Here is a 12,148-nt window from a genome sequence, read left to right as displayed (position 1 = left end):
TAGCCTTTTCCCATAGCTGTTCTTAGCATTTATTTCGTAATGCACCAACCCGGCGGGCATAACGCGACAACCGGTAAAGCTTATTGAACGTAGCCAATCGGGCTCCAGTCACTAATAGAACAAGCCCTCACGGGCAATGCCTGATGACTGATGAGGAAAGCCGACCATGCCCAGCAAGAAAGTTGATGCACCCAAAGAAAGCCAGGCCGCCGGGGTCAACAGCCCTGATCATGCCAATACCAATACCAAGCTGCAGAGCCTTGAAAATGTGCGCAGCGATGCCACAGGCCAGGCCCTGCGCACCAATCAAGGCGTGAAGATCGCCGACAACCAGAACACCCTCAAGGCCGGGCCACGCGGGCCGTCGCTGCTCGAAGACTTCATCATGCGTGAGAAGATCACCCACTTCGATCATGAGCGCATCCCTGAACGCATCGTCCATGCCCGAGGCACCGGCGCCCATGGTTACTTCCAGAGCTACGGCAGCCACGCCGAGCTGACCAAGGCCGGTTTCCTGCAGGACCCTGAGAAGATCACCCCGGTGTTCGTGCGCTTTTCCACCGTGCAGGGCCCACGTGGGTCGGGTGACACAGTGCGGGACGTGCGTGGTTTTGCCGTCAAGTTCTACACCGATGAAGGAAATTTCGACCTGGTTGGCAACAACATGCCGGTGTTCTTCATCCAGGATGCGATCAAGTTCCCCGACTTTGTGCATGCGGTGAAGCCCGAGCCGCACAACGAAATGCCCACCGGCGGTTCGGCCCACGACACGTTCTGGGACTTCGTTTCGCTGGTCCCTGAGTCGGCGCACATGGTCATGTGGGCCATGTCTGACCGCGCCATTCCGCGCAGCCTGCGGATGATGGAGGGCTTTGGCATCCACACCTTCCGCCTGATCAATGCCGAAGGCGTGGCCAGCTTCGTCAAGTTCCACTGGAAGCCGCGCCAAGGCGTGCACTCCGTGCTGTGGGACGAAGCGCAAAAGCTTGCGGGCAAGGACACCGACTTCCACCGCCGCGACCTGAGCGAGGCCATCGAGACCGGCGACTACCCTGAGTGGGAGCTGGGCGTACAGATCGTGCCGGAAGCCGATGAGCACAAATTCGAGTTCGACCTGCTCGACCCCACCAAGATCATCCCCGAAGAACTGGTGCCGGTTACGCCGTTGGGCAAGATGGTGCTCAACCGTAACCCCGACAATTTCTTCGCCGAAGTGGAGCAGGTTGCGTTCTGCCCTGGGCATATCGTGCCGGGCATCGACTTTTCCAATGACCCCCTGCTGCAAGGCCGGTTGTTCTCCTACACCGACACGCAACTGAGCCGGCTGGGTGGGCCGAACTTCCATGAAATCCCGATCAACCGCCCGGTCGCGCCGAACCATAACAACCAACGTGACGCGCTGCACCGGCAGACTATCCACAAGGGCCGCGCGTCCTACGAACCCAACTCGATTGACGGCGGCTGGCCGAAAGAAACCCCTGCCGCGGCCCAGGATGGCGGCTTTGAGAGCTATCAGGAACGCATCGACGCGGTGAAGATTCGCCAGCGCAGCGAGTCGTTCGGCGATCACTTCTCGCAGGCGCGTTTGTTCTTCCACAGCATGAGCCCCAATGAGCAGCAGCACATCATCAAGGCGTACAGCTTCGAGCTGGGCAAGGTGGAGCGCGAGCACATCCGCGTGCGAGAGGTGAACGAGATTCTGGCCAACATCGACCTGAAGCTGGCAGCAGCGGTGGCGGCCAACCTGGGCTTGCCTGCGCCCAAGGCTGGCACGGTGCAGGTCAAAGGCAGCAAGTTGGCGCAATCACCGGCCTTGAGCCAGATGAATCACCCGGGCAGTGTCGGTATCAAAGGCCGCAAGATTGCCGTGCTGGTGGCCGATGGGGTGGATGGGGCGAGTGTCGATCAGTTGGTCAAGGCGCTGGAGGCGCACAGTGCGCGCATTCTGGTGCTGGGGCCAAGTTCGGCGCCGGTTAAAACCGCCCAAGGCAAGCCGCTGCCGGTGGATGCGTCGATGGAGGGCATGCCTTCGATCATGTTCGACGGCATTCTGGTGCCGGCTGGCAAGGCGTCGCTGGATGCGTTGGGCGCCAGTGGCTTGGCCAAGCACTTCCTGCTGGAAGGCTACAAGCACCTGAAGGCGATCGCGTTGGCCAAGGAAGGCAAGGCATTGCTGGGCAGCTTGGGGCTCAAGGAGGACAAGGGCTTGCTGCTGGGGGATGACCAGAAAACCGTGGATGCCTTTGTGAAAGCGGTAGAGGGGCATCGGGTTTGGGAGCGGGAGGCGGCTGCTGAGGCGGTGCCTGCCTAAGGGGGGCTGCTTTGCAGCCCATCGCCGGCAAGCCAGCTCCTACAAGTGCACCACAGTTCCCGAAGGTAGTGGTGGCCTTGTGGGAGCGGGCTTGCCCCGCGAAGCTGTTCAGCGCTGATGCGGGACCAGTACCACCTGGGCGGGCAGCTTGCGCTGAATTTCGTGCTTCTGGTTTAGCTTGAACCCGCTGTCAATCTTGTGCACTCGCTTTTCCAGCAGCGTCTTCAACCAAGGTGCATCCTCGGTGCGCGGCACCTGGAACACCACGTCGCACTGGTAACTCACCACATCGGCAGCAATCTCATCGAGCTGACGGCGCATGGCGGCAATGTCCGTGGTCTTCAGCGCAATCACCGTGCTCGGTGCAGTTGGGTCGATCACTCGCGCCTGGGGCTTGGCCTCGGCCGCCTTCAGCGCAGCCTCGGCCTTTTCCAGCTCGGCCTTACGGGCCTGGCTGACGGCATCGCCACCGGTGACCGCCGGGGCCTGGGGCATCAGCGCGCGGGCACGTGCCAAGGCGGTGGCTGCAGCGTTGACGTCGCCCTTCTGCAGGACGATCTGGCTACGCTGCAGGTACGCTTCGGCCAGCTGCCGCTGGTACTGTTCCAGGCGCGGGTCAACAGGTGACTGGGCCTGCAAGGCAGCCAACTGGTCTTCGGCGGTAGCCAGCTCATTGCTGGCGATGTTCTGTTGCAACTGCTGCCAGGCATCGGCTTGGGCAGGTGCATCGGCCTGTTCGACCGGGGCACTGGAACAGGCAGCCAGGAACAGGGAAAACGCGGCAACAAGCAGATAACGGGAGGCGAACGGCTTCATTCCTGCGACTCTCTATTTGCGCAAAAAGCGAGCAAGTCTACACCCAGGTGTGCACGCTCGAAAACAAGTCTTACAGACCTTTTACCCGCGAAAAGGTTGCAGGGTGCGCTGTTGCGCACCCCGGTTTTCAGCGTTTTGGCAGGGCCAGGCTCAGCAAGAATAGCACTGCCGCGCAGACCACGATGGAGGGGCCGGCCGGGGTGTCCTTGAACCAGGACATGGCCAAGCCGCCGCACACCGCCGTCACCCCCAGCAGGCTGGCGCCCAAGGCCATCTGCTCGGGCGAGCGGGCGTGGCGTTGCGCGGCGGCGGCGGGGATGATCAGCAGCGAGGTAATCAACAGCACACCGACGATCTTCATCGCCACGGCGATCACCACGGCAATCAACAGCATCAAGGCCAGGCGCAGGCCCGCTACTGGCAGGCCCTCGACCATGGCCAATTCTTCATGCACGGTCACGGCCAGCAACGGCCGCCACAGTGCGGCGAGCAGCAGCAATACCAGCACGCTGCCGCCGAGGATCCAGGCAAGGTCAGTGGTGCTGATGGCCAGCAGGTCGCCGAACAGGTAGGCCATCAGGTCGATGCGTACATCGTGCATGAAGCTCAGGACCACCAGGCCCAGGGACAGCGTGCTGGGGGCGAGGATGCCAAGCAGGGTGTCGGAGGCCAGCGGTTGGCGTTGCTGCAAGGTCACCAGCAAGATCGCCAGCAGCAGGCAGCCCACGGTTACCGCCAGTGCTGGGCTCACGTCCAGGGCGAAACCCAGGGCTACCCCGAGCAGCGCGGCGTGGGACAGGGTATCGCCGAAATAGGCCATGCGCCGCCACACCACGAAAGACCCCAGAGGGCCGGCCACCAACGCCAGGGACAGACCGGCAAGCAGGGCATAAAGAAGAAAATCAGCCATGCTTGCAGTGCTCTCCGTGAACATGGGTGCCAGGGGCGACGACCGAGCCGTGCAGGTCGTGGCTGTGGTCGTGATGGTGGTGATAGATCGCCAGGCTTGGCGCGTTCTGGCCGAACAGCTCGACGAAGGCCGGGTCGTTGCTGACCTGCTCGGGGTGGCCGGAGCAGCACACATGCCGGTTGAGGCAGACCACCTGGTCGGTGGCGCTCATCACCAGGTGCAGGTCGTGGGAAACCATCAGCACGCCGCAACCGTGGCGGTCGCGCAGGCGGGTGATGAGGTTGTACAGCTCGGTCTGGCCGACCACGTCGACCCCTTGCACCGGCTCATCGAGCACCAGCAGTTGTGGCTCGCGCAGCAGCGCCCGGGCCAGCAGCACGCGCTGCATCTCGCCGCCGGAAATGGTCTGGATCGGGTTGTCGATGACCTGCTCGGCCCCCACTTCCTGCAGCGCCGACAAGGCAGCTGGGCGGTCTACGCCGGGTACCAGGCGCAAAAAGCGCAGCACCGACAGCGGCAGCGTGGCATCCACCTGGATTTTTTGCGGCATGTAGCCAATGCGCAGCTTCGGCTTGCGCCAGACTTTGCCCCGGTGCGGCTTGAGCAGCCCCAGCACGGCGCGTACCAAGGTGGTCTTGCCTGCCCCGTTGGGGCCGATCAGGGTCACGATCTGGCCCGGTGCCACTGACAGGTCGATGCTGTCGAGCACCGCCTCGCCGGCGAAGGTGACACCGACCTGCTCCAGGCGGATCAGGGCGTCGCTCATGCCGCGCTCCGGCAGTTGCTGCACAGGCCGACTACTTCCACGGTCTGGGTTTCGACGCTGAAGCCGACGCCCTTGGCGCTGCTGATGATGGCGTCGCTGATGCTGTCCTGCTCCAGCTCGATGGCCACATGGCAGGCGCGGCAGATCAGGAACTGGCCCTGGTGCACATGCTCTGGGTGGCTGCAGCCGATGAAGGCGTTGAGCGAGGCGATGCGGTGCACCAGGCCGTTGTCGAGGAGAAAATCCAGGGCGCGGTACACGGTCGGCGGTGCGGCGCGGCGGCCGTCCTGCTCGCTGAGCACTGCGAGAATGTCGTAGGCCCCCAGCGGCTTGTGGCTTTGCCAGACCAGCTCCAGCACACGGCGGCGCAGTGCGGTCAGGCGCAACCCCTGGCGGGTGCACAAGGCATCGGCTTCGGCCAGTGCGCTGTGTACGCAATGGGAGTGATCGTGGGGGCGGTTGGCCAGCGGCGTGATGGACATGGGCAGCGACGGTTCTGGATGGAGACGTTATTATGTTACCTGTTTCTGTCGAGCCGAGTATTCACCGTGTCCCGATTCCTAGCCCTTTTTGTCGCTTTCATCGCATTTTCAGCCCAGGCCGACGTGCGTGTGCTGACCAGTATCAAACCGCTGCAGCAGATTGCCGCCGCCGTACAGGACGGGGTTGGCAGCCCGGATGTGCTGTTGCCGCCTGGCGCTTCGCCGCACCATTACGCCCTGCGCCCCTCCGACGTACGGCGCGTCGCGGATGCCGACCTGCTGTACTGGATCGGGCCGGACATGGAGAACTTTCTGCCGCGCGTGCTGAAAGGGCGGGACAAGGCCACCGTTGCGGTTCAGTCGCTGACTGGCATGCAGTTGCGCCATTTTGGCGAAGACAGCCACTCGCATGATGAAGACGACCACGACGACCATGACCACGATCACCGCCCAGGCAGCCTCGACGCGCACCTGTGGCTGTCGTCGGTCAATGCCCGGGTGATCGCAGCGAAGATGGCGGCGGACCTGGCCGAGGTCGACCCCGCCAATGCCGCGCGTTACCAGGCCAACCTGAAGGCCTTTGTCGAGCGTCTTGATGCCCTGGATGGGCGTATCAAGGCGCGGGTGGCGGGTATCGCCGACAAGCCGTACTTCGTGTTTCACGAGGCGTTCGATTACTTCGAGGCCAATTATGGTCTGAAGCACACCGGGGTATTCAGTGTGGCTTCCGAGGTGCAGCCGGGCGCGCAGCATGTGGCCGCCATGCGCAAGCGCCTGCAGGAAGTGGGCAAGACCTGCGTGTTCAGCGAGCCGCCGCTGCGCCCGCGGTTGGCGGAGACACTGACGGCGGGGTTGCCGGTGCGGTTGGCCGAACTGGATGCCTTGGGTGGCACGGACCCGGTAGATGCCAAGGGCTATGAGCGCCTGCTGGAGAAGCTGGGTAGCGACCTGGCGGGGTGCCTGGAACAGCTCTAAGGCGCGCGGCCTTTTGGCGGGGTTGCGCCCGGCCTGCGGCCATGCGCGACCCTGGTAGGAGCAGCCTTGTGCTGCGAAGAGGCCGGTAATAACAGCAAAGATCCTCTGTGTGTTTACCGGCCTCTTCGCAGCACAAGGCTGCTCCTACAGGTTAATCATCGCCCTTGGTGGGTTCAGAGGGCGAACGGCAGGTGTAATGCCACCTGCTGGCGCTGCGCCAGGCGCACCTCGAACTCGCTCGGGTCGTGGATCATCACGTCCATCCCGGCAAACGATTCCGCCGCAATCAGGCGCGACAGCCAGAAACGCACACACCCGACCCGCAACATCTCGGGCCACAGTTCGGCCTCGGCGGCGGTGAACGGGCGCAGCGCCGCGTAGGCCGCCAGCAGCGCCTGGGCGCGTGGCACATCGAGGGCCCCGTGCTCATCGATACACCAGTCGTTCACGGTGATGGCGATGTCATACAGCATCGGCCCCGAGCAGGCGTTGTAGAAGTCGATTACACCGGTCAGGTGGGTGCCTTCGAACATCACGTTGTCGCGGAACAGGTCGGCGTGCAGGTTGGCCCGTGGCAAGGCCAGGATCTGCGCCTTGTGTGCATTGATTTCGTCCAGCGCTGGCTGCAGCAGCGCAACCTGTTCGGCACTCAGGCGCGGCATCAGCTCGGCGCCAGACGCCAGCATCCAGTCCAGGCCACGGTCGGTCTTGCGCTCGATGACGTGGTTGCGGGTGGCCAGGTGGATGTGAGCGAGCAACTCGCCAACCTGGGCGCAGTGCTGGTTGTTGGGTACCTTGATGTGCTTGCCCGACAGCCGCGGCTGCAGCAACGCCGGCTTGCCACACAGTTCGCGCAGGCCATTGCCATCACGGTCACGCAGGGCGTACGGCACGGGCATGTCGGCGTCATGCAGCACGTCGAGCAGCTCGATGAAGAACGGCATGTCTTCGCTCGGGCCGCGCTCGATCAGCGTCAGGACGAACTCACCCTGTTCCAGGCTGACGAAGAAGTTGCTGTTTTCGGTACCGGCGGCGATGCCCTGGAAGTCGAGCAGACGGCCCAGCTGGTACGGCGCCAGAAAGGTTTCCAGCTCAGGCCGGGTCACGGGGGTGAAAACTGACATGATGAAAAATGCCCATACGGGCACTTCCGCCGGGAAGTGCCAAGTTAATGTGAACGATACGCGTCAGCTTACCACTCGAAGATCTTCCAGGACGGAATCAGCATGTCCGGCTGGTCGGAACGAATGAAATTGGCATCAGTGCCGTCGGCGCGTACCAGGAAATAAGGCTTGCCGTTTTTTGGCGTGATCTTGATCGCATACAGGAAGCCGTTCTGACGGTATTCCTGGATGGTTTTATCGCCTTCCGTGCGAATGGTCACCTCGGGATCGGCCGAGGGGGCGTCGTCCGCCGCCAGGGTGACGACTGGCATGGTTGCCAACAGACCGAGCAGTAACAGGCGATTGAGTGTACGCATGATAACCTTGTCCCTTTGTCGTCATTGATCCGGCTATTCTAGCTCCGGACCCGCCGAAAAGGTTGATTCTGCTCATGAGCCAAGCGCCCCTCGTCCTGGTGGACGGTTCCTCCTACCTCTACCGCGCTTTCCACGCATTGCCGCCGCTGACCACCTCCAAAGGCATGCCTACCGGCGCGGTCAAGGGTGTGCTGAACATGCTCAAGAGCCTGCGCAAGCAATACCCTGACAGCCTGTTCGCAGTGGTGTTCGACGCCAAGGGCGGTACCTTCCGCGATGCGATGTTCGCCGAGTACAAGGCCAACCGCCCGAGCATGCCCGATGACCTGCGGGTGCAGATCGAACCCCTGCATGCCAGCGTCAAGGCCTTGGGCTACCCCTTGCTGTGCGTCGAAGGCGTGGAGGCCGACGATGTGATCGGCACCCTGGCGCGCAGCAGCGCGGCGCAAGGCCGGCCGGTGATCATTTCGACGGGTGACAAGGACATGGCGCAGTTGGTGGACGGCCACGTCACCTTGGTTAACACCATGACCGGTAGCGTGATGGATGTTGCCGGCGTGCACGAAAAGTTCGGCGTCGGCCCCGAGCACATCATCGATTTCCTGGCCCTGATGGGCGACAAGGTCGACAACATCCCAGGCGTGCCGGGTGTGGGCGAGAAGACCGCTGCCGGCCTGCTGACCGGGATCGGTGGCGGCCTGCGTGATGTCTACGACAACCTCGACAAGGTCCCGGGCCTGAGCATCCGTGGCGCCAAGACCTTGCCGGCCAAGCTTGAGGAACACCGTGAGGCGGCGTTCCTGTCCTATGAGCTGGCCACCATCAAGATCGATGTGCCGCTGGATATCGAAGTCGAGGCGCTGGTCTGCGGCGAGCCAGACCGCGATGCGCTGCTGGCGTTGTACACCGAGATGGAGTTCAAGAGCTGGGTCGCCGACGTTCAGCGTGAAGCTGCCAGGGCCGGGGCAACCGTGGCCGTGCCTGAAGACGCAGCACCGGCGGCCAAGGTCGAACCGAAGTACGAGACGGTCCTCGACCAGGCCCGTTTCGACGCCTGGCTGGACAAACTGCGCCAGGCCCCGCTGTTTGCGTTCGACACCGAAACCACCGGCCTGGACGCGCAGCAGGCGCAACTGGTCGGCCTGTCGTTCGCAGTCGAGCCGTTCGAAGCCGCCTATGTGCCGCTGACCCATGACTACGAAGGCGCGCCGGTTCAGCTGGACCGCGAGGCTGTGCTGCTGGCGCTCAAACCCCTGCTGGAAGACGCAGCCAAAGCCAAGGTCGGGCAAAACGCCAAGTACGATATCAACATCCTGGCCAATGGCGCCCCGGCTATCCACATGCGCGGCGTGGCCTACGACACCATGCTCGAGTCCTATGTGCTGGACTCCACGGCCACCCGCCACGACATGGACAGCCTGGCGCAGAAGTACCTCGACCACACCACCATCACCTTCGAGCAGATTGCCGGCAAGGGCGCGAAACAGCTGACCTTCAACCAGATCCCGTTGGACAAGGCCGGCCCGTACGCCGCCGAGGACGCCGACATCACCCTGCGCCTGCACCAGGCGCTGCAGGCGCGCCTGGCCAAAACCCCAAGCGTGCAGCCGGTGTTGATGGACATCGAGATGCCGCTGGTGCCGGTGCTGGCCAAGATCGAGCGCCAGGGTGCGCTGGTGGATGCCGAGCTGCTGCACGTGCAGAGCGGCGAACTGGGCGTGAAGATGGCCGAATTGGAGCGCCGCGCCTACGAACTGGCTGGCGAGACCTTCAACCTGGGCTCGCCCAAGCAGTTGGGTGCGATCCTCTACGACAAACTGGGCATGCCGGTGCTGAGCAAGACCGCCAAGGGCCAGCCGTCTACCGCCGAGGCGGTACTCGACGAACTGGCCGAGCAAGGCTACCCGCTGCCTGAGGTACTGATGCAGTACCGCAGCCTGAGCAAGCTCAAGAGCACCTACACCGACAAGCTGCCTGGGCAGATCAACCCACGCACCGGGCGCATTCACACCTCTTACCAACAGGCGGTGGCGGCCACCGGGCGCCTGTCGTCGAGCGACCCGAACCTGCAGAACATCCCGATTCGCACCGCGGAAGGGCGGCGTATCCGCCAGGCCTTCGTGGCCAGCCCTGGCTACAAGCTGCTGGCGGCGGACTATTCGCAGATCGAGCTGCGCATCATGGCTCACCTGGCCAAGGACGAAGGTTTGCTGCACGCCTTCCGCAACAACCTCGACGTGCACCGCGCCACTGCAGCTGAAGTGTTCGGCGTGCCGCTTGAGGCGGTAACCACCGACCAGCGCCGCAGCGCCAAGGCCATCAACTTCGGCCTGATCTACGGCATGAGCGCCTTTGGCCTGGCCAAGCAGATCGGCGTCGACCGCAAGCAGTCCCAGGACTACATCGACCGCTATTTCGCCCGCTACCCGGGCGTGCTGGCCTACATGGAGCGCACCCGCGCCCAGGCCGCCGAGCAAGGCTTCGTCGAAACGCTCTTTGGCCGTCGCCTGTACCTGCCAGACATCAACGCCAAGAACCCGGCCCTGCGCAAAGGCGCTGAGCGGACGGCGATCAACGCACCGATGCAGGGTACGGCTGCCGATATCATCAAGCGGGCGATGGTCTATGTGGACAACTGGCTGACCGAGAGCGGCCTGGATGCCCGCGTGATCCTCCAGGTGCACGACGAATTGGTGCTGGAGGTGCGTGAGGAGCTGGTCGAGCAGGTAAAAGATGAAATTCGTCTGCACATGAGCCGCGCCGCGCAACTGGATGTACCGTTGCTGGTGGAGGTAGGAATTGGCGCGAATTGGGACGAAGCTCACTGATTGAGCCGGCAAAGCTGTGTAGGATCTGCGACGTGGTGACGCGGATCCTGGCATGGCTAGATGCCATTAGTGCTGGAGTTTCATGAAACTATCGCAAATAGTTTTCAGGGCTTCGGAACTAAACCGGTGAAGCGGAACTCAGAGTAACTGAATGGCTGGTGAAGCCCTTCGATGCTCCTATGTTGTGTTAAGTGTTGGCAGATATCTGGACCCCGCCCTAGCGGTCCGGACTTGGACCCCGAACTTCCCCCTCCCCATACGAAGTCCGGGGTTTTTTTTGCCTGCGATTTGCCTGACAGGCGCTGCTGCTCCCCACTGTAGGAGCAGCCTTGTGCTGCGAAAGGGCCAATATGGGCAACAGATATCTACAGCCTGACATGGCCTCTTCGCAGCACAAGGCTGCTCCTACTGGAGTCTATGCAGGTTTTCAGGCCACGGGCTTGTCTTCCAGCTCCATCCAGTCCGCCAGCACGCGGTAGGCTTCGTCCAGCCCCAGGCGCTTCGGTGCCGAGAACAGTTGGATGGTCACTGCGTCGCCCCAGCCCTTGCGGATCTCCGACTGCACCTTGAGCAAGGTGTTCTTGCCGGCGCCGTGGGTGAGTTTGTCGGCCTTGGTCAGCAGGATGTGCATCGGCATGCCGCTGGCCTTGGCCCAGTCGAGCATCATCTTGTCGAAGTCGGTCATCGGATGGCGCACGTCCATCATCAGAATTACACCGCGCAGGCACTCCCGGCTGCCCAGGTAGGCTTCCAGGTGGCGCTGCCAGTGCTGCTTGAGTGGAATCGGTACTTTTGCATAACCGTAGCCCGGCAGGTCGACCAAACGCCGTTCATCGTCCAGACTGAAGAAATTCAACAGCTGGGTGCGCCCCGGGGTTTTCGAGGTACGCGCCAGGCTGGCATGAGTCAGGGTATTGAGGGCGCTGGATTTGCCGGCGTTGGAACGGCCGGCGAAAGCCACCTCGTAACCCTGGTCGTCCGGGCATTGTTCGACCTTGGCTGCGCTGAGGGCGAATGTGGCTTTCTGGCAGAGGCCGAGGATGGGGTTCTTGACTTGCATGGGATATCCGATGTGGGTGTTGCCTGACTCTGAAGGCTCGAGCCTGGCAAGCGGTGTCGTTTCCGTTTGGATGGCGGAAGTATATAATGCCCCAGTTTTTGTGTGCTCATTCTCCCAGCGAAGGAGAGCGAGCATGGGGTGTCGAACAATAGCTCGCGCATCAGAACGCAGCGCGGCCCCCAACCCTGAAGGTCGTTCCGCATGGCGAAATGGCTGCTTGCTGTCGGTATGTTCCTGCCGTTTTTCAGCGCACAGGCTACACAGGATCCCGAGGTGTTGTACAACCGCACGTGTGCGGCCTGTCACGCCGGTCAGTTGCCACAGGCCCCCCAGCAGGGTGACCGGGCAGCATGGGAGCCAAGGCTGGCGCAAGGTGTGGATGTACTCGTGAGGCATGTGACCCAGGGTTTCAAGGCTATGCCGCCGCGTGGATTGTGCATGGACTGCAGTGCCGAGGACTACCGTTTGGTCATCCTTTGGATGAGCGGCAGTCCCGATACATAACATTTCACCCTTAGCC

At 62.7% G+C, this 12,148-nt stretch carries 11 protein-coding genes; 4 read left to right on the top strand and 7 right to left on the bottom strand.

Translation table 11 applies throughout. The annotated features are described in order from the left end of the window. Positions 1-166: 166 nt before the first annotated feature. Complete coding sequence (gene katE, locus OO306_RS01325; protein ID WP_265967455.1) at positions 167-2,311, top strand: catalase HPII; 2,145 nt, start codon at positions 167-169, stop codon at positions 2,309-2,311. Positions 2,312-2,419: 108 nt separating this feature from the next. On the opposite strand, the gene OO306_RS01320 is transcribed toward katE, so the two are convergent. The 4 genes from OO306_RS01320 to zur all read right to left on the bottom strand — a co-directional run bounded on the left by OO306_RS01320 (position 2,420) and on the right by zur (position 5,285). Beyond that, positions 2,420-3,127, bottom strand: coding sequence for a PA5502 family lipoprotein (locus OO306_RS01320; RefSeq protein WP_085272111.1), 708 nt, complete (start codon positions 3,125-3,127; stop codon positions 2,420-2,422). A gap of 127 nt (positions 3,128-3,254) precedes the next feature. After that, positions 3,255-4,037: a zinc ABC transporter permease subunit ZnuB gene (gene znuB, locus OO306_RS01315; protein WP_085272110.1), complete on the bottom strand. Its 783-nt coding sequence runs from the start codon at positions 4,035-4,037 to the stop codon at positions 3,255-3,257. Further along, positions 4,030-4,803 (bottom strand): zinc ABC transporter ATP-binding protein ZnuC, encoded by a 774-nt coding sequence (znuC, locus tag OO306_RS01310; protein WP_265967454.1) that lies wholly within the window; start codon positions 4,801-4,803, stop codon positions 4,030-4,032. The genes znuB and znuC overlap by 8 nt, the downstream gene beginning before the upstream one ends. After that, positions 4,800-5,285: a zinc uptake transcriptional repressor Zur gene (gene zur / locus OO306_RS01305; RefSeq protein WP_027591979.1), complete on the bottom strand. Its 486-nt coding sequence runs from the start codon at positions 5,283-5,285 to the stop codon at positions 4,800-4,802. The genes znuC and zur overlap by 4 nt, the downstream gene beginning before the upstream one ends. An 18-nt stretch (positions 5,286-5,303) precedes the next feature. Here zur and OO306_RS01300 point away from each other — a divergent pair, with 18 nt between their 5' ends. Then, positions 5,304-6,260, top strand: a complete 957-nt coding sequence (locus OO306_RS01300; protein WP_265967453.1) for a zinc ABC transporter substrate-binding protein — start codon at positions 5,304-5,306, stop codon at positions 6,258-6,260. 173 nt (positions 6,261-6,433) lie between these two features. On the opposite strand, the gene OO306_RS01295 is transcribed toward OO306_RS01300, so the two are convergent. Both OO306_RS01295 and OO306_RS01290 read right to left on the bottom strand, forming a co-directional pair. Next, a complete protein-coding gene (locus OO306_RS01295; RefSeq protein WP_099452553.1) occupies positions 6,434-7,384 on the bottom strand; it encodes a homoserine kinase in 951 nt (316 codons plus the stop codon). A gap of 68 nt (positions 7,385-7,452) precedes the next feature. Continuing rightward, a complete protein-coding gene (locus OO306_RS01290) occupies positions 7,453-7,740 on the bottom strand; it encodes a DUF2782 domain-containing protein (protein WP_010951520.1) in 288 nt (95 codons plus the stop codon). A 74-nt stretch (positions 7,741-7,814) separates the two neighbouring features. Between OO306_RS01290 and polA the strand changes: the two genes are divergently transcribed. Then, positions 7,815-10,568, top strand: coding sequence for a DNA polymerase I (gene polA, locus OO306_RS01285; protein ID WP_265967452.1), 2,754 nt, complete (start codon positions 7,815-7,817; stop codon positions 10,566-10,568). Between the two features lie 427 nt (positions 10,569-10,995). On the opposite strand, the gene yihA is transcribed toward polA, so the two are convergent. After that, complete coding sequence (yihA, locus tag OO306_RS01280) at positions 10,996-11,628, bottom strand: ribosome biogenesis GTP-binding protein YihA/YsxC (protein WP_099428013.1); 633 nt, start codon at positions 11,626-11,628, stop codon at positions 10,996-10,998. Positions 11,629-11,829: 201 nt separating this feature from the next. On the opposite strand from yihA, the gene OO306_RS01275 reads away from it, so the two are divergent. Then, complete coding sequence (locus OO306_RS01275) at positions 11,830-12,132, top strand: cytochrome c5 family protein (protein WP_027591974.1); 303 nt, start codon at positions 11,830-11,832, stop codon at positions 12,130-12,132. The last annotated feature ends 16 nt before the right edge of the window (positions 12,133-12,148 follow it).

The organism is Pseudomonas sp. DCB_AW (assembly GCF_026240895.1).
In the GTDB taxonomy this organism is placed as follows: Bacteria; Pseudomonadota; Gammaproteobacteria; order Pseudomonadales; family Pseudomonadaceae; genus Aquipseudomonas; species Aquipseudomonas kermanshahensis.
The sequence above is the reverse complement of the archived record's forward strand: the minus strand, read 5'-3'. Positions and strand labels throughout refer to the sequence as shown.